The following is a 17,364-nucleotide window of genomic DNA, read 5'->3' as shown; positions in this document are numbered from 1 at the left end:
CACTTTTTCTAACTTATTTTTAAGCATTTCTGCTTAGCTACAACAACCTGCCAAACTAGGTTTATTTTTGCTTAGATATATTTAATCAAGCCTTTCCTTGTCAGCGGAGGGGCATTATAGATATAACATTCTCGATGACAAGCATTTTTCGATATTTTTCTGATTTTTTTACTTTTCGAATAAAAAACAAGCCCAAACGTCTAAAATTGACTCTACTTTCTACAGTTCACTAAATTTTTGAGCAAACAAAGATACCTTTTCCCAGTTGGTGTATTCGATTTCTTTACTGGTATCCGTCTCTCCGCCTGTCATACTCATTATTAGTTTAATCATCATTTTATCGAAGAATTTATAGCGTGGATAATAAAGCGCTCCAGCAAAGACACCTATCAAAGCAGGCTTCCAAGGCGACTTAGTTAAGAATTTTCGTACATAGGCACTACCTTCAGGAGTATCCTTGCCCTGACTTTCTTTTCTCGCTGTTAAATTTACACAAAAAAAACCAACCTTAGCTGTATCTAGCTGGTCTTTATGATGCTCAATAAACTGGTAAAGTTTTTTATTGAGGTGACCATAACGAATCGAAGCACCAATCAAAACTTTGTCATACTTTGAAAAATCAACCCGCTCAACAGTATGTAAATCGGATATTTCGACCTCGAGGTTAGATAAACTATCCTCTATATAAGAAAGGATTTTTTTTGTTTGTCCTTCACGGGATGAATATAGAAATAACGCTTTAGACACACAGGCTCCTTAGCTACGCCAAAAAGTTGGGGTTAGCAGAATCAATAAGGTAAAAATTTCTAATCGTCCAAATAGCATGGAAACAATCAGTACCCATTTAGCTTTCTCGTTCACATCACCAAAATGAAGCGCAACCTCTCCCAAGCCAGGCCCCAAGTTATTTAATGTTGCCGCAACGGCAGAAAAAGCACTCAGCTCATCCATACCAGTAGCAATTAAACCAAGCATGCACACGACAAAAACTAAAGCGTACGCTGAGAAGAATCCCCAAACCGCATCAACAACTCGCTGAGAGAGAGCAGTACCACCAACCTTAATCGTATAAACAGCACGAGGATGGACAAGGCGCTTTAACTCCCGAGCCCCTTGCAGTGTCAGCAATAACACGCGGATAACTTTCATTCCTCCACCTGTTGACCCTGCGCAGCCACCAATAAATGAAGAAAACAACAGCAATACAGGTAAAAACAGCGGCCAATCCGCAAAGCCCGTTGTAGTAAAACCAGCGGTCGTCGAAATAGAAACTGTTTGAAACAACGCTTGGTCAAATGCATCGTAAACAGAACTATAAGAGTGGTGATTAAGCAAAACGAGAAAACACACCAAAAAGAGCAGGGTTTGAGTAAAAACGAACGCTCGAAACTCAGGATCCTTCCAGTAATATTTCGGATGTACACCGCCTGAAGCAAAAGCGGCGAAATGCAGTGAGTAATTACAGGCAGATATGAGCAAAAAAACCACGGTAATCATATTGATAGCATAACTATCAAAATAACCTATGCTGGTATCATGAGTAGAGAAACCACCAATGGCTATGGTTGAAAAGCTATGTCCAATCGCATCAAAAGGTGTCATTCCTGCGAGCCAAAATGCAAATGCACAAGCAATGGTCAAACTTAAATAGATATACCATAGTGCCTTAGCTGTTTCCGCTATACGTGGAGTCATTTTACTGTCTTTTACCGGCCCTGGAATTTCAGCGCGATAGAGCTGCATCCCCCCAATGCCGAGCACAGGAAGAATAGCAACGGCTAAAACTATGATTCCCATCCCGCCAAACCATTGTAAAAATTGACGGTAAAACAAAATGGCTTTGGGTAGATCATCAAGACCCACTATAACGGTCGCACCAGTAGTCGTTAAAGCGGAGAAAGATTCAAAAAAGGCATCGGTCACTGACACACTAGGGTTGTCAGACAATAAAAAAGGTATCGAACCAGCACTGCCGATAACCGTCCAGAAAAGAACAACTATCAGAAAGCCATCTCGTGCTTTAAGCTCATGTTTATGACGGCGGTTTGGCCACCAGCATATCGCCCCACAAATAAATAGGAAAAAGAACGTCGTCACAAAGGAAACACCAGCACCATCGCGATAGATCAAAGCGACAAGTGCAGGAGCCAGCATAGACACACTAAAAAGAGCGAGCAAAAGCCCGACAATTCGGATAATTGAACGAAATTGCATGAATTGATGATTACCGAAGCAAAGCTTCCGACTTCCTGATTATCATTGTTTACCATTTATAGGGGTCACCAACACTTTGGCGCCGCTCTTATTGATTACGCTCTGGGTGAAATCACTGACATAACGCACTTCAATATCCACAACCATTTTTACTTGTTGACTATAGTCAGCCTCGACTTCTTGCGCATCAAATTGAATGAGTAAACCTTGAACAATAGCAACAAAACCATAGTCTAACTCTAGTAATAGCTTTGTGGTTATTTTTTTCTCAATTGTTTGAAGCAACTTAAGCGCTTGCTGCACTCCACCGCCATAAGCTCGAACCAAACCTCCGGTTCCAAGTTTTACTCCCCCAGAGTATCGAGTCACCACGGCGGTAATCTCACCAATCCCAGATCCTGAAAGCTGCGCAAGAATGGGCTTTCCTGCTGTGCCAGTAGGTTCTCCATCATCACTAAAACCCCATTTCATTGAGTCTTCAGGACGACCCGCAACAAAACCCCAGCAATTATGTCTAGCGGTTGCGTGCTGGCTTTTCACTTCTTCGATGAAGGCCTTAGCCTCTACAACCGATGACGTGTGATGCAACTGAGTAATAAAAACACTTTTCTTTATTTCCTCTCGATAAAGAGTCAACTCTTTAGGGATAAGAAATGGCTTTTGATTCATGGCTCTATTAGTAAAGATATCTGGCACTTGAGTCTATCATGCCAACCCACTAAGAGCGCCAAAAAGATCCGTTATAGCGCACAGTGTTAAACACTTGTTTAAAAAATGTATTGAATTTCATTTTCTCTAAGTCCAAACTTAACAAACTGGTCTAACCAGAACAAATGTACGACATTTATCAATGTCGGCTTAAGACCGACATACGCGCAATCTCAAGATTGTATGTCATGGAGATAGATAATGATTTACCAAGCCGAAACCCTACAGGTAAAGGAATTACAAGACGGCATCGCTGAGCTAAGTTTTTGCTCTCCAAACTCCGTCAATAAACTAGACCTAGCGACCCTCGAATCACTCGATAAAGCCCTTGATGCACTATACAGCCATAATGGACTAAAAGGCCTATTACTTACCTCAAATAAAGATGCCTTTATAGTCGGTGCCGATATTACTGAATTTATGGGGCTGTTTGCCAAGCCAGAAGCCGAACTGGATAAATGGCTTCAGTTTGCAAATAGTATCTTTAACAAACTGGAAGATTTGCCAGTGCCGACCCTTTCAGTATTGAAAGGGCACGCTCTTGGTGGCGGATGTGAGTGTGTACTTGCTACCGATCTTAGAATAGGTGACAAAACAACAAGCATAGGATTACCAGAGACAAAACTCGGCATAATGCCAGGTTTTGGTGGCTGTGTTCGTCTTCCTCGTCTGATCGGTGCAGACAGCGCCATGGAAATCATCACCCAAGGCAAAGCATGTCGAGCCGACGAAGCCCTAAAAATTGGTTTAATCGATGCAGTTGTAGAAAGCGAGTCTCTATTTGAATCTGCTCTAGCAACCTTATCGCAAGCAATTAACGAAAAGGTAGATTGGCAGCAACGTCGCAAGCAAAAAACATCAGCGCTCACGCTTAGCAAACTCGAGTCTATGATGAGCTTCACCATGGCTAAAGGGCTTGTTGCTCAAAAAGCAGGCCCACACTATCCCGCTCCAATGAAAGCGGTCGTTGCCATTGAGCAAGCTGCGCAAAGCGCTCGAGATGATGCGCTTGATATTGAACGCAAGTACTTCGTTGAGCTTGCCAAGTCAGAAGAAGCCAAATCGCTTGTCGGACTATTTCTTAATGACCAGTACATTAAAGGCATTGCTAAGAAAGCAGAAAAGTCAGCAAATAAAGAGACCAAACGCGCCGCTGTATTAGGTGCGGGGATCATGGGAGGTGGTATCGCCTACCAATCGGCTTTAAAAGGCGTACCTGTCTTGATGAAAGATATTGCACAAGCATCGCTCGAGCTTGGTATGACTGAAGCCTCAAAGCTCCTCAATAAGCGACTTTCTCGTGGTCGAATTGATGGATTTAAGATGGCGGGTATTCTAGCTTCCATCACGCCTAGCTTACACTATGCAGGTATTGATGAGTCAGATATTATTGTCGAAGCCGTGGTTGAGAACCCAAAAATCAAGGCTAGCGTTCTTAGTGATGTAGAACAACAAGTCAGCTCAGATACTGTCATCACATCTAATACGTCAACCATACCAATTAATCATCTCGCAAAATCGCTAAAACGCCCTGAGAATTTCTGTGGCATGCATTTCTTTAACCCAGTTCATAGAATGCCATTGGTTGAAATTATTCGCGGTGAACACACCTCAGAAGAAACCATTAATCGTGTTGTGGCCTACGCGGCTAAAATGGGCAAATCCCCAATCGTAGTAAATGATTGCCCAGGGTTCTTCGTTAACCGTGTGCTGTTTCCTTATTTTGGTGGTTTTAGCATGCTACTGCGCGATGGAGCAGATTTCACCCAGATTGACAAAGTGATGGAGCGTAAGTTTGGCTGGCCAATGGGCCCTGCGTATTTGCTTGATGTAGTAGGCATTGATACTGCTCACCACGCACAAGCGGTTATGGCAGAGGGCTTCCCACAACGTATGGGCAAGTCATATCGCGATGCGATAGATGCTTTATTTGAGGCCAACAAGTATGGTCAGAAAAATGGCCATGGATTCTACAGCTACTCCGTTGATAAACGTGGTAAGCCGAAAAAAACCTTTAGCGAAGATATTCTGCCCGTTCTCTCAGATGTGTGCGCGGAGAAAAAGGGCTTTGACGATCAAGAGATCATTCAACGCATGATGATTCCAATGATCAATGAAGTCGTCCTATGTCTAGAAGAAAAGATTATCGCCTCTCCTCAAGAAGCAGATATGGCTCTTGTGTACGGATTAGGTTTCCCTCCATTCCGTGGCGGCGTATTCCGTTACCTTGACAGTATTGGCATTGCGGAATTTGTAGCAATGGCAAAACAGCACTCAGATTTAGGCGCAATGTACCAAGTACCACAGCTACTAATAGATATGGCAGCTAAAGGTGAAACCTTTTATGGCAATCAGCAACAAGGTTCTATCTAAGGAGATACCCGTATGAATAACCAAACAAAAAGTGTTGTCGTAGTCGATTGCCTACGTACACCCATGGGGCGCTCCAAAGGTGGGGCTTTTCGCCACACCCGCGCTGAAGACCTTTCTGCTCATCTTATGAAAGGGATTCTAGCTCGCAACCCACAAGTTAACCCTAAAGACATAGAAGATATCTACTGGGGCTGTGTGCAGCAAACTCTTGAACAAGGTTTCAATGTTGCTCGAAATGCAGCTCTGCTAGCTGGGCTACCGATTGAAATTGGTGCAGTCACGGTTAATCGCTTATGTGGCTCTTCTATGCAAGCTTTGCATGATGCTACGCGCGCCATTATGACAGGTGACGCTGAGATTTGTTTGATTGGCGGCGTTGAGCACATGGGCCACGTTCCTATGACTCACGGTGTTGATTTCCATCCAGGCATGTCAAAAAATGTCGCAAAAGCAGCGGGAATGATGGGACTCACAGCTGAGATGTTGGGTAAAATACACCATATTAGCCGAGAGCAGCAAGACGAGTTTGCAGCCCGCTCTCATGCTCGTGCACATGCAGCTACAGTCGAAGGACGCTTCAAAAACGAAATATTACCCACAGAAGGACACGCTCCTGATGGGACGCTTTTTACTCTTGAGCATGATGAAGTCATACGTCCAGAAACCTCTGTCGAAGGTCTTTCACAACTTCGCCCAGTTTTTGATCCAGCCAATGGTACAGTGACCGCTGGCAGCTCATCCGCTCTATCTGATGGAGCATCGGCAATGCTGATCATGAGCGAAGAGAAAGCCACACAGCTAGGCCTTAAGATCCGAGCCAAAATTAAAGGCATGGCAGTGGCGGGATGCGATCCATCCATTATGGGTTATGGCCCTGTTCCCGCAACTCAAAAGGCTTTGAAACGTGCGGGTTTATCAATAGAAGATATGGACGTTGTGGAGCTAAATGAAGCCTTTGCTGCACAGTCGCTCCCATGTGCAAAAGACCTAGGCTTACTTGATGTTATGGATGAAAAAGTAAACCTCAACGGTGGTGCGATCGCACTTGGTCATCCACTCGGTTGCTCAGGTTCTCGTATTTCGACCACACTCATCAATCTCATGGAGGATAAGAATGCAAAATACGGCCTAGCCACTATGTGTATTGGCCTTGGCCAAGGCATTGCTACCGTATTTGAGCGTCCTTAAACACAACAAAATTAAGGCCAGCACTACGCTGGCCGTACATGCACACCGTTAGTCATCCCCCAGCCAGTCTTTATGAAGGCACTCACTATCCCCCAGATAGTCGATCATCCATTGAATTAGTTTATGGTTATCGTCCTTACGCCACACCAAGCAACATCGACTCACGGGCTGTTGATCTGGCAAAACTTTCTCTTTCAAAAAACCATTTTTAACCAACGACATAGCCAGATGACGTGGCATGTAGCCCACGCCCACGCCATTTTTTAAACACTCGATTGCAGTATGCCAATTGGGCAAAAGTAACCGACGTTGATAAGGATAATGACCAGAGTGGCGTTTGGGTAAGACGGTAGAGGTATCATCTAAACAAATGGCTGGAAATTGACTGACAAATTCTTCGGCTAGTACCTTGGCCTTTGCACACGGGTGTTCAGGGGCTGCAACAAACGTCCAATCCAAAACCCCCATATCTCTTACTTCAAAGTCTCCTCCAACAGGAATAGCTGAAGTCGCACCAATCACAATGTCCGCCCTTTCTTGTGATATAGCCTCCCAAGAGCCATTGAACACTTCCATGTTAATCTGCAGTTCAGCATGCGGAAAAGTGTGATAGAAATCTTCAACCAGAGGCTTTAAGCGATCCAGCTTAACCACATTATCAAGCGTGAGCTTAAGCGTTTCTTGCCAGCCATGAGCGGCCCTCTTGGTTTGAGCTTTCACCTCCTCCATTTGCCTTAACATAGCTCTTGCTTGCTCAACAAATACTTCCCCAGCAATGGTGAGCTCCACCTTCCTAGGTAAGCGGCGAAACAAAACCACATCAAGATCTCGCTCAACCTGACGAACGCTATAACTTATTGCAGACGGGACTTTATGCAAAACTTCAGCAGCAGAAGTAAAACTTCCAAGCCGGGCAACCGTCTCTATTAGCTCTAAAGATGCCTGAGAAAACGCACTCATCACTTCCCTTCAAAATTTTTGATTGATAACCATAAAAACTAACGCTTACAAGCTAGGTTTACCAAAAATATAATCTAAAGGCCAATATTAGCATTGGAAATGGATAGCATTTTCAAATGAATTTTTTTGAATGGATATAGAATGAACATCTCAAAGATACAACTTTTCTACCTTGCTTCTCTATCGATGCTCGGGTTTATTGCGACAGATATGTACCTGCCAGCATTTAAAGCAATGGAAAACGATTTCGCCACAGGCCCAGAACAAATTGCTTTGTCCCTGACTGTATTTCTAGTTGGAATGGCGATTGGCCAGCTATCTTGGGGGCTCGCCTCTGATAAATTTGGTCACAGAAACACCCTAGCTGCAGGATTAGGCTTATTTACGCTCGCATCTTTAGGCTTGGCATTTAGCGATCAAGTCTGGCAACTACTCACTTTGCGTTTTATTCAGGCTATTGGCGTGTGCGCTCCAGCGGTGATTTGGCAAGCTATGGTCATTAAACGCCACGCAAGTCAAAGCCAGCAAATCTTTGCCACTATAATGCCCTTAGTTGCTCTCTCGCCTGCACTGGCGCCTCAGCTAGGCGTTCTACTCTCTGACCTTTGGGGGTGGCAGAGTATTTTTATCACCTTAACCATAGTCGGATTAGTCTTAATTACAGCCACTATGGCGCAAGATAACCCAAAACAGCAAGAGAAAAAGTCCACTGTTGGAGCCGATATAAAAGCGTTGCTCACCTCGAAAACCTATATAGGCAATGTCACCATATTCGCGACCGCTTCTGCTGCCTTTTTTGCCTACCTTACTGGCATGCCAGAAATTATGGCTCAGCTGGGCTATGATGCCAGAGATATAGGCCTGAGTTTCATTCCCCAAACAATCGCTTTTATGGCAGGGGGATATATCGGCAAAAAATGCGTGGCCAAATACGGTGATGAACACGTCCTTAGAATACTCATCGGACTGTTTAGCCTAGCCTCAGTCATAATATTTGCTACTTCACAATGGCAGCTGTCTTCAATCTGGCCTATCTTAGCGCCTTTTTGCTTAATCGCTGTGGCTAATGGTGCCCTATATCCGATAGTGGTCAATAGAGCGCTCGCAAGTGCCAAACAAAGCCCAGCAACCGCAGCAGGCCTGCAAAATAGCTTGCAAATTTGCATCAGCAGCCTTTCTAGCGCCTTAGTGGCTGCAATGGCAACCCAAGCACAAACAGTAACAGGAATCGCAATCCTTATCTGTATGGTGGGATTGTGGATTGGCTACTGGCTATCAGCTCGACGCATAGACGTTGAAACAGAGATGGATAACGCCTCTGCCGTTACAGAAAAATAAGCTAAAAAAAAGCGCCGCTAATTGCGGCGCTCAAATCTGTTATTTTTTCGTTGGCCTCTGCCAGTTCTGTATCACTCGCTCTTTGACGCGAGTGATCACTAACTCACCTTCTTCGACATCCTTGGTAAGAGTCGTGCCCGCGCCCAGTGTCGCTCCATCAGCAACCGAAACTGGCGCCACTAACTGACTGTCTGAGCCAATGAAGACATCATTACCTATGATGGTCTTAAATTTATTCACTCCATCATAGTTACAGGTAATCGTTCCTGCACCAATATTGGTACGTTTACCAATCTCAGCATCACCCAGATAGGTGAGATGATTGGCTTTAGAACCCTCTCCAACTAAGCTGTTTTTCACTTCAACAAAGTTACCAACATGAGAGTCATTGCGCATCTCAGCCCCCGGTCTAAGACGTGTAAATGGGCCAACTGTACAATCTTCACCAACAGTTGCACCCTCAATAACACTGTATGGGCGCACTAGGGTATTATCATCAATTTCACAGTCTTTAAGTACACTACCCGTGCCGATGAAAACATTGTCACCAAGAGTAACTTTGCCTTCAATAATCACATTAGTATCTATTTCGCAGTCCATGCCACATTGCAATTCTCCGCGAAGATCAAAGCGAGCAGGATCGCGTAGCATAACGCCCTGCTCAAGTAGCTTTTGTGCCTGCGCCTGCTGAAAAGCTCGTTCTAGACGAGCAAGCTGCGCTCTATCATTGACGCCTTCAACCTCGATAGCGCTTGCAGGGTGAACCGCTTCTACCGCTCGCCCTTCATTGTGAGCAGCCGCAATCACATCAGTCAGATAATATTCACCTTGAGCATTATCATTACTCAGTCCAGACAACCAGCGCTTAAGATCTCTTCCCGTAGCGACCATCACACCAGTATTTATCTCTTTGATAAGCTTCTGCTCTTCAGTCGCATCTTTTTGCTCGACAATCGCCACTACTGGACCATTTTTACGCACAATACGACCATAGCCCGTAGGGTTATCCAAAACCACAGTAAGTAATGCGATTCCGCCCGTTGGCTGCGCATCAAGCAAGCTTTCGAGAGTCTCCTCAGAGATTAAGGGGACATCACCGTACAAAATTAGCACTTTTTCATCATCTTCAAACTGAGCCGAAGCTTGATCCACTGCGTGTCCTGTACCCAATTGCTCAGCTTGCAATACCCAGTTGACAGATTCTTTCGAGAGCACAGCCTGCATCTGATCGCCACCATGACCATAAACTAAGTGGACATTCTGCGCTCCTATACCTTTACACGTATCAATGACATGCTTAACCATAGGCTTACCCGCTAGGGTATGCAGCACTTTAGGCTTGTTAGAGTACATACGAGTGCCTTTACCCGCTGCGAGGATCACCGCGCTAAATTTCATTCAAAAGACCTTCAATTGGTGTTGTAAAACTGAGATGTATTGTAGACATTAACGGATAATTAGTTAATCGTTGCAGAAAAAATTTACTCTAAAATAGACAAAAAGGCGGTCAAACGACCGCCTTTATCATTTTTGAAACACCTTAAAATCTTTAGCGGCGTTTCTTTGTCAGCTCGATAACACGTAGCTGAGCAATGGCTTTTGCCAGCTCACTGGCCGCTTGAGCAAAGTCCATATCACCATGCTGATTCTGGATACTCTCCTCAGCACGGCGTTTGGCTTCTTCTGCCTTCGCTGCGTCTAGCTCTTCACCACGGATAGCCGTGTCTGCCAATACAGTCGCTGTACCTGGCTGAACTTCTATCATACCACCGGAAACATAAATAATTTCCTCGTGGCCGTGCTGTTTCACAATACGCACCATACCAGGCTTGATAGCGGTCAGTAACGGAGTGTGGCCATGGAAAATCCCTAGCTCACCTTCGCTACCGGTCACCTGGAACGTTTCAACACGACCCGAAAAGATTTTCTTTTCTGCGCTGACAACATCTAGGTGAAAGGTTATTGGTGCCATATCGCCTCCTAGTTAGCCTTATAGCTTCTTCGCATTCTCGATAGCATCGTCAATTGCACCACAGTACATAAACGCTTGCTCTGGAACGTCATCGTAGTCACCAGCTAGTAGACCTTTGAAGCCACGTAGAGTCTCTTTAAGAGGTACGTAGATACCAGGGTCACCAGTGAATACTTCCGCTACGTGGTAAGGCTGAGTTAGGAAACGCTCAATCTTACGTGCACGAGATACAACTTGCTTATCTTCTTCAGATAGCTCGTCCATACCTAGAATCGCAATGATATCTTTCAGCTCTTTATAACGCTGTAATGTAGACTGAACACCACGAGCGATATCATAGTGCTCTTGACCTACAACGAGAGGGTCAAGCTGGCGAGATGTCGAATCTAGTGGGTCGATCGCTGGGTATAGACCCATAGCTGCGATATTACGGTTAAGTACAACCGTTGCATCTAAGTGCGCGAACGTGGTAGCTGGCGACGGGTCAGTCAAGTCATCCGCAGGTACGTATACCGCCTGTACAGACGTGATAGAACCTTGCTTAGTTGACGTGATACGCTCCTGTAGAACACCCATTTCTTCAGCTAGAGTAGGCTGATAACCTACCGCTGAAGGCATACGACCTAGAAGGGCTGATACCTCAGTACCTGCTAGTGTATAACGATAGATGTTATCAACGAACAGTAGAACGTCACGACCTTCGTCACGGAAACGCTCAGCCATTGTTAGACCAGTCAAGGCAACACGTAGACGGTTACCCGGTGGCTCGTTCATCTGACCGTAAACCATTGCTACTTTAGACTCTTCAGGTTTCTCGACGTTTACAACGCCCGCTTCCTGCATCTCAAAGTAGAAATCGTTACCCTCACGAGTACGCTCACCAACACCTGCAAATACTGATAGACCAGAATGCTGAAGTGCGATGTTGTTGATAAGTTCCATCATGTTAACGGTCTTACCAACACCAGCACCACCGAATAGACCAATCTTACCACCCTTAGCGAATGGACAAACTAGGTCGATTACTTTAACGCCAGTCTCTAGTAGAGCAGTTTCATTTGATTGCTCTTCGTAGCTTGGTGCTTCACGGTGGATAGAGTAAGTCTCTTCTGCACCGATTTCACCACGCTCGTCAATTGCGTCACCTAGAACGTTCATAATACGACCTAGGGTCTTAGTACCAACTGGTACTGAAATTGGAGCACCAGTATTTACTACTTCTACTCCACGACGTAAACCATCAGAGCTACCCATCACGATACAACGAACTACGCCACCGCCTAGCTGTTGCTGAACTTCAAGAACTAGACGCTCTTTTGAGTCCGTTACGTTTAGAGCGTCATATACACTAGGTACTTCGCTCTGTGGGAACTCTACGTCGACTACCGCACCGATGATCTGTACGATCTTACCTGTAGCCATCGTTAATCCTCTAAACTATTTCGTTTTACCTATGCTTAAACCGCAGCAGCACCACCAACAATTTCAGACAATTCTTGCGTAATCGCAGCCTGACGGGCTTTGTTATACACAAGTTCAAGATCTTCAATCAAGTTGGTCGCATTGTCAGTTGCAGCTTTCATCGCAATCATTCGAGCCGCTTGTTCACAAGCAAGGTTCTCTACCACACCTTGATATACCTGAGATTCTACGTAACGCACCAATAGTGCATCCAGTAGAGGTTGTGGCTCAGGCTCATAGATATAGTCCCATGAATGCTCACGCTGCATTTCTTCGCTATCTGATTTAGGCAAAGGTAGCAATTGATCGATCGTTGGTTGCTGAACCATAGTGTTAACAAACTTATTGAACACTACATACAGACGGTCCAGTTCACCTTCATCGTATTTCTTTAGCATTACGCTTACAGAACCAATCAGGTCTTCTAGGCTCGGGCTATCGCCAAGACCAGAAACCTGCGCGGCGACTTTAGCACCACTATTGTTGAAAAAAGCCGTTGCTTTTGAACCGACAACTGCAAGTTCAACCTCAGCACCTTTTTCTTTCCAAGCTTGCATGTCTGTGATTGCTTTCTTGAACACGTTAATATTCAAACCACCACACAAGCCACGGTCTGTAGAAACGATGATGTAACCAACTCGCTTCGCTTCACGCTCTTCTAAGTACGGATGACGATACTCTAGATTTGCGTTCGCCACGTGACCGATCACTTTACGCATTGTTTCAGCGTATGGACGAGAAGCTTCCATAGCGTCTTGTGAACGACGCATTTTTGAAGCTGCTACCATTTCCATCGCTTTCGTAATTTTCTGAGTGCTTTTAACACTACCGATTTTATTACGTATCTCTTTTGCGCCGGCCATCGTTACTCTCCATTAGTTGGTGGCAATCAATGCCACCGACCTATTACCAAGTTTGAGTTGCTTTGAAATCGTCAACTAGCTTCTTAAGCTGAGCTTCGACATCATTGTTAAAAGCACCCGTCTTGTCGATCTCAGACGCCAATTCAGCGTGTTGACCGCGAGCATACGATAGTAGAGCCGCTTCGAAATCTAGCAGTTTGTTGAGTTCAACATCTTCTAAATAGCCGCGCTCTGCCGCGAAGATTACTAGCGCTTGGTCAAATACAGACATTGGAGCATATTGTTTTTGCTTCATTAGCTCTGTAACTTTCTGACCATGATCTAACTGCTTCTTCGTTGCTTCATCAAGATCAGACGAGAACTGAGCAAACGCAGCAAGTTCACGGTACTGAGCAAGTGCAGTACGGATACCACCTGATAGCTTCTTGATGATTTTCGTCTGAGCAGAACCACCTACACGAGATACTGAGATACCTGGATCAACCGCTGGACGCACGCCCGCATTGAATAGCTCAGTTTGTAGGAAGATCTGACCATCGGTAATCGAGATTACGTTAGTCGGTACGAATGCTGAAACGTCACCTGCTTGAGTTTCAATGATAGGTAGAGCGGTCAATGAACCTGTTTTACCTTTCACTTCACCGTTAGTGAATTTTTCTACATAGTCTGCATTTACTCGAGCAGCACGCTCTAGTAGACGAGAGTGAAGGTAGAATACATCCCCTGGGAATGCTTCACGGCCTGGTGGACGTTTTAGTAGTAGAGAAATCTGACGGTAAGCCACTGCTTGCTTTGATAGATCATCATAAACAATCAATGCATCTTCACCGCGATCGCGGAAGTATTCACCCATCGCACAACCTGAATAAGGCGCTAGATATTGTAGCGCAGCAGATTCAGAAGCTGATGCTACAACCACGATAGTGTTTGCTAGCGCACCATGCTCTTCCAATTTGCGAACAACGTTAGCAATTGTCGAGGCTTTCTGACCAATTGCTACGTATATTGAGTAAATACCAGAATCTTTCTGATTGATGATTGCATCGATCGCTAGAGCAGTTTTACCTGTCTGACGGTCACCGATCACAAGCTCACGCTGACCACGACCGATTGGGATCATTGAGTCAACTGATTTGTAACCCGTTTGAACTGGTTGATCAACCGACTGACGGTCGATTACACCAGGTGCAATCACTTCTACAGGTGAAGATAACTTGGCTTCAATTGGACCTTTACCATCGATAGGTTCACCTAGTGTATTCACTACGCGACCTAAAAGTTCTGGACCAACAGGAACTTCAAGAATACGACCTGTACCTGTAACTTTCATGCCTTCTTTTAAGTCGGCATAAGGACCCATTACAACCGCACCAACCGAGTCACGCTCAAGGTTAAGTGCAAGGGCATAACGGCCACCCGGTAATTCAATCATTTCACCTTGCATCACGTCAGCTAAGCCGTGAATGCGGATGATACCATCGCTTACCGATACGATAGTACCTTCGTTGCGAGCTTCACTAACAACGTCGAAAGATTCGATACGTTGTTTAATTAGATCGCTTATTTCCGTGGAATTAAGTTGCATGCTCCAATCCCCATTAAGACTGCAATGCATCGCTTAGGCGATTCAGACGACCACGCGCTGAATCATCGATGACTAAGTCTCCGGCTCGAATAATCACCCCACCAAGTAGGGCCTCATCTATACTGCAATTCAGCTTAACTTTGCGCTCTAAACGCTGCTCAAGTTTGCTGCTGATATTTGTACACTGTTCTTCTGAAAGCTCTGATGCTGAAATAACTTCAACATCAATTTCTTTCTCACGCTCTTTTTTAAGCGCTAAAAACTGCTCACAAACATCAGGAAGGGTCGCCAAACGACCATTCTCTGCCATCACCTTCAAAAGGTTTTGACCATGAACATCAACTTGGTCGCCACAAACAGCCACAAATACCTCCGCCAGCTTATCTGCTGACATAGACCCAGTTAAGAGTTCATGTATTTGCTCGTTTCTAGCAACTTCCGCAGCAAAAGATAGCATCTGACCCCATTGGTCCAATGCATTCTTTTCCACGGCAAAGTCAAATGCTGCTTTAGCATAGGGGCGTGCGATAGTAGTCAAATCAGACATAAGCGCCCCCAGACTTAAAGTTTTGCAGTAATGTTGTCGAGAATATCTTTGTGCGCCTCTTTGTCGATAGAGCGTTCAATGATTTTCTCAGCACCAGCTACAGCCAGAGTTGCAACTTGTTTGCGCAGCTCATCGCGTGCACGGTTACGTTCAGCTTCAAGTTCAGCTTCTGCTTGCGAAAGAATTTTCTGACGTTCTGTCTGAGCATCTTCACGAGCTTCATCTAAAATTTGAGCTTTACGCTTATTCGCTTGCTCGATGATCTCAGTTGCTGTGCGCTTCGCTTCTTTCAACTGATCAGAAGCGTTTGCTTGTGCTAGGTCTAGATCTTTAGCAGCACGTTCAGCTGCTTGCAGACCGTCAGCGATTTTTTTCTGACGTTCTTCGATCGCTTGCATCAATGGTGGCCATACATACTTCATGCAGAACCATACAAATAGTGCAAACGAGATTGCTTGACCCAGCAGAGTTGCGTTTATGTTCACAACAGCTACCCCTTCTATTCGGACTTAGTGTTAATCAATAACAAGCTAGGCTTGTCGACCTTAAACGAGATTAACCTAGCTGACCAACGAACGGGTTAGCGAACGTGAATAGAAGTGCGATAACGATACCGATCATTGGAACCGCATCAAGTAGACCTGCGATGATGAACATCTTAACTTGTAGCATAGGAGCCATTTCTGGTTGACGCGCTGCACCTTCAAGGAATTTACCACCTAGAAGTGCGAAACCAATCGCTGTACCAAGAGAAGCAAGACCGACGATAAGACCTACGGCGATTGCAGAAAAGCTCAGTAAAGTTTCCATTACTATCTCCAATTTATAGTTTTTTGGCTAGTTGCCCAAATAAAAGCTTTTAAAAAAATTAATGATCGCTGTCTTCATGTGCCATTGACAGGTAAACAATTGTCAACATCATAAACACGAAGGCTTGAATCGTAATAACCAATACATGGAAGATTGCCCACGGTAGTGAACCCATCCATTGTAAATACCATGGCAGCATTGCCGCACAAAGAATGAATACAACCTCACCCGCGAACATGTTACCGAAAAGACGCATACCAAGTGAGAGAGGTTTTGCCAGTAGCGAAACCACTTCGATTAGCAGGTTAAACGGAATCATCAAGGGGTGATTAAATGGATGTAATGCTAATTCTTTAGCGAATCCACCTAGACCTTTCACTTTGATGCTGTAATAAATCATCAAAGCAAACACGCCTAGAGCCATAGCCATGGTGATATTTACATCAGCTGACGGCACAACCTTAAGATAAGGAATACCAAGCCAATGTTGTGCTGGGTAAGGTAAGAAGTCGATAGGAACTAGGTCCATCACGTTCATTAAAAATACCCAACAAAAGATAGTCAGTGCTAAAGGTGCGATCAGTGGGTTGCGTCCATGGAACGTGTCTTTGACGTTTTCTGCGACAAATTCAACGATCATTTCTACAGCACACTGAAGCTTACCTGGTACACCCGCTGTTGTTCTCTTTGCTACTTTGTAAAAAATTCCAAGGAAAATTAAACCAGTAAACCAAGAAAAAAACAGGCTATCGATATGTACGTTCCAGAAACTTGCCTCCTCCGCTACAAGACCTAACTTATAAGTAGAAAGGTTTGCAAGGTGGTGGGAAATGTATCCGGACGAAGTTAGCGCTTCACCTGGCGCAGCCATAACTCATCCTATTTTTTTGTTGTTAATGAATAGCACTGGCGCACAGATATTAATACCTAGTGCCAGCAAATAGGTTAGCTTAAGGGGAACAAGTTCCACCTGTATATACATGTAAGCAATAGAAAAAAGCGCAACTGTGATCAGGATTTTCAATGCTTCACCTGCGTAGAAAGAATTTGCTATACGCTTTGCCGCGCGCGCTCCTCCATACATAAACGCAAATAAGGCAAATACCGCATTAGCTACGACAAAAATGCCGCCGCCAATCAGTGCAGAAAGCCCCCATTTAGTATTCACAGCCAGTGCCATTACCACTGCCGTAAGTGTAACCGCGCCAAGCTGGATCATTAACAATCGCTTTGCAAGCTCTCGCCCTGGTCTAGCTAACGCCATTACCATGTATTCGTACCTCGAGTAAAATCCACAGCCTTACTACCTCGTGCTGGGAAATTGGCGAAAATTATACGGTGAGTC

The 17,364-nt window shown here is 44.8% G+C and carries 17 protein-coding genes; 3 read left to right on the top strand and 14 right to left on the bottom strand.

All coding sequences use genetic code 11. From position 1 onward, the window contains the following. Window positions 1–219 precede the first annotated feature (219 nt). Genes hemG through AAFM34_RS04470 form a run of 3 tightly spaced genes read right to left on the bottom strand, consistent with a single transcriptional unit; the run spans window position 220 to window position 2,883 of the window. Window positions 220–747: a menaquinone-dependent protoporphyrinogen IX dehydrogenase gene (hemG, locus tag AAFM34_RS04480; protein WP_341660388.1), complete on the bottom strand. Its 528-nt coding sequence runs from the start codon at window positions 745–747 to the stop codon at window positions 220–222. Window positions 748–756: 9 nt separating this feature from the next. After that, complete coding sequence (locus tag AAFM34_RS04475; RefSeq protein ID WP_341660386.1) at window positions 757–2,214, bottom strand: TrkH family potassium uptake protein; 1,458 nt, start codon at window positions 2,212–2,214, stop codon at window positions 757–759. A gap of 42 nt (window positions 2,215–2,256) precedes the next feature. Further along, entirely contained in the window at window positions 2,257–2,883 is a 627-nt protein-coding gene (locus tag AAFM34_RS04470) for a YigZ family protein (RefSeq protein WP_341660384.1), read from the bottom strand. Between the two features lie 240 nt (window positions 2,884–3,123). Between AAFM34_RS04470 and fadB the strand changes: the two genes are divergently transcribed. After that, window positions 3,124–5,295 (top strand): fatty acid oxidation complex subunit alpha FadB, encoded by a 2,172-nt coding sequence (gene fadB / locus AAFM34_RS04465; RefSeq protein ID WP_341660382.1) that lies wholly within the window; start codon window positions 3,124–3,126, stop codon window positions 5,293–5,295. Window positions 5,296–5,307: 12 nt separating this feature from the next. Continuing rightward, the gene (gene fadA / locus AAFM34_RS04460) at window positions 5,308–6,483 is read left to right on the top strand and encodes an acetyl-CoA C-acyltransferase FadA (RefSeq protein ID WP_341660380.1); all 1,176 of its coding nucleotides are present in this window, start codon (window positions 5,308–5,310) and stop codon (window positions 6,481–6,483) included. Between the two features lie 48 nt (window positions 6,484–6,531). On the opposite strand, the gene punR is transcribed toward fadA, so the two are convergent. After that, the gene (gene punR, locus AAFM34_RS04455; protein ID WP_341660377.1) at window positions 6,532–7,443 is read right to left on the bottom strand and encodes a DNA-binding transcriptional activator PunR; all 912 of its coding nucleotides are present in this window, start codon (window positions 7,441–7,443) and stop codon (window positions 6,532–6,534) included. A gap of 141 nt (window positions 7,444–7,584) precedes the next feature. Here punR and punC point away from each other — a divergent pair, with 141 nt between their 5' ends. Beyond that, window positions 7,585–8,781, top strand: a complete 1,197-nt coding sequence (punC, locus tag AAFM34_RS04450; RefSeq protein ID WP_341660375.1) for a purine nucleoside transporter PunC — start codon at window positions 7,585–7,587, stop codon at window positions 8,779–8,781. A gap of 39 nt (window positions 8,782–8,820) precedes the next feature. Here punC and glmU read toward each other — a convergent pair whose 3' ends face one another. From glmU to AAFM34_RS04400, 10 genes are all read right to left on the bottom strand, one after another. Then, window positions 8,821–10,179, bottom strand: coding sequence for a bifunctional UDP-N-acetylglucosamine diphosphorylase/glucosamine-1-phosphate N-acetyltransferase GlmU (glmU, locus tag AAFM34_RS04445; protein ID WP_341660373.1), 1,359 nt, complete (start codon window positions 10,177–10,179; stop codon window positions 8,821–8,823). Window positions 10,180–10,330: 151 nt separating this feature from the next. Then, window positions 10,331–10,753: a F0F1 ATP synthase subunit epsilon gene (locus AAFM34_RS04440; protein ID WP_114787705.1), complete on the bottom strand. Its 423-nt coding sequence runs from the start codon at window positions 10,751–10,753 to the stop codon at window positions 10,331–10,333. Between the two features lie 18 nt (window positions 10,754–10,771). Next, window positions 10,772–12,175: a F0F1 ATP synthase subunit beta gene (gene atpD, locus AAFM34_RS04435; protein ID WP_114787706.1), complete on the bottom strand. Its 1,404-nt coding sequence runs from the start codon at window positions 12,173–12,175 to the stop codon at window positions 10,772–10,774. A 35-nt stretch (window positions 12,176–12,210) separates the two neighbouring features. Then, complete coding sequence (gene atpG, locus AAFM34_RS04430; RefSeq protein ID WP_160932603.1) at window positions 12,211–13,077, bottom strand: F0F1 ATP synthase subunit gamma; 867 nt, start codon at window positions 13,075–13,077, stop codon at window positions 12,211–12,213. Window positions 13,078–13,120: 43 nt separating this feature from the next. Beyond that, window positions 13,121–14,662: a F0F1 ATP synthase subunit alpha gene (atpA, locus tag AAFM34_RS04425; protein WP_341660368.1), complete on the bottom strand. Its 1,542-nt coding sequence runs from the start codon at window positions 14,660–14,662 to the stop codon at window positions 13,121–13,123. Window positions 14,663–14,675: 13 nt separating this feature from the next. Then, a complete protein-coding gene (gene atpH, locus AAFM34_RS04420) occupies window positions 14,676–15,209 on the bottom strand; it encodes a F0F1 ATP synthase subunit delta (protein ID WP_341660366.1) in 534 nt (177 codons plus the stop codon). 14 nt (window positions 15,210–15,223) lie between these two features. After that, window positions 15,224–15,694 carry a F0F1 ATP synthase subunit B gene (gene atpF, locus AAFM34_RS04415; RefSeq protein ID WP_114787710.1) on the bottom strand — a complete coding sequence of 157 codons (471 nt, stop codon included), beginning with the start codon at window positions 15,692–15,694 and terminating at the stop codon, window positions 15,224–15,226. Window positions 15,695–15,764: 70 nt separating this feature from the next. Continuing rightward, window positions 15,765–16,019 carry a F0F1 ATP synthase subunit C gene (atpE, locus tag AAFM34_RS04410; protein WP_006957448.1) on the bottom strand — a complete coding sequence of 85 codons (255 nt, stop codon included), beginning with the start codon at window positions 16,017–16,019 and terminating at the stop codon, window positions 15,765–15,767. Window positions 16,020–16,077: 58 nt separating this feature from the next. Beyond that, window positions 16,078–16,890: a F0F1 ATP synthase subunit A gene (gene atpB / locus AAFM34_RS04405; protein ID WP_114787711.1), complete on the bottom strand. Its 813-nt coding sequence runs from the start codon at window positions 16,888–16,890 to the stop codon at window positions 16,078–16,080. 3 nt (window positions 16,891–16,893) lie between these two features. Further along, on the bottom strand, window positions 16,894–17,289 hold the full coding sequence (locus AAFM34_RS04400; protein ID WP_341660355.1) for a F0F1 ATP synthase subunit I: 396 nt from the start codon (window positions 17,287–17,289) through the stop codon (window positions 16,894–16,896). Between the last annotated feature and the right edge of the window lie 75 nt (window positions 17,290–17,364).

Origin of the sequence: Vibrio sp. (genome assembly GCF_038138445.1) — a bacterium.
GTDB lineage: Bacteria > Pseudomonadota > Gammaproteobacteria > Enterobacterales > Vibrionaceae > Vibrio.
Note: the sequence above shows the minus strand (reverse complement) of the source record. Positions and strands in the feature narration are given on the sequence as shown.

Coding starts and splice junctions, on each gene's coding strand:
- AAFM34_RS04475 (WP_341660386.1), bottom strand. CDS start 2,214: ATGCAATTTCGTTCAATTATCCGAATTGTCGGGCTTTTGCTCGCTCTT.
- AAFM34_RS04470 (WP_341660384.1), bottom strand. CDS start 2,883: ATGAATCAAAAGCCATTTCTTATCCCTAAAGAGTTGACTCTTTATCGA.
- fadB (WP_341660382.1), top strand. CDS start 3,124: ATGATTTACCAAGCCGAAACCCTACAGGTAAAGGAATTACAAGACGGC.
- fadA (WP_341660380.1), top strand. CDS start 5,308: ATGAATAACCAAACAAAAAGTGTTGTCGTAGTCGATTGCCTACGTACA.
- punR (WP_341660377.1), bottom strand. CDS start 7,443: ATGAGTGCGTTTTCTCAGGCATCTTTAGAGCTAATAGAGACGGTTGCC.
- punC (WP_341660375.1), top strand. CDS start 7,585: ATGAACATCTCAAAGATACAACTTTTCTACCTTGCTTCTCTATCGATG.
- glmU (WP_341660373.1), bottom strand. CDS start 10,179: ATGAAATTTAGCGCGGTGATCCTCGCAGCGGGTAAAGGCACTCGTATG.
- AAFM34_RS04440 (WP_114787705.1), bottom strand. CDS start 10,753: ATGGCACCAATAACCTTTCACCTAGATGTTGTCAGCGCAGAAAAGAAA.
- atpD (WP_114787706.1), bottom strand. CDS start 12,175: ATGGCTACAGGTAAGATCGTACAGATCATCGGTGCGGTAGTCGACGTA.
- atpG (WP_160932603.1), bottom strand. CDS start 13,077: ATGGCCGGCGCAAAAGAGATACGTAATAAAATCGGTAGTGTTAAAAGC.
- atpA (WP_341660368.1), bottom strand. CDS start 14,662: ATGCAACTTAATTCCACGGAAATAAGCGATCTAATTAAACAACGTATC.
- atpH (WP_341660366.1), bottom strand. CDS start 15,209: ATGTCTGATTTGACTACTATCGCACGCCCCTATGCTAAAGCAGCATTT.
- atpE (WP_006957448.1), bottom strand. CDS start 16,019: ATGGAAACTTTACTGAGCTTTTCTGCAATCGCCGTAGGTCTTATCGTC.
- atpB (WP_114787711.1), bottom strand. CDS start 16,890: ATGGCTGCGCCAGGTGAAGCGCTAACTTCGTCCGGATACATTTCCCAC.
- AAFM34_RS04400 (WP_341660355.1), bottom strand. CDS start 17,289: ATGGTAATGGCGTTAGCTAGACCAGGGCGAGAGCTTGCAAAGCGATTG.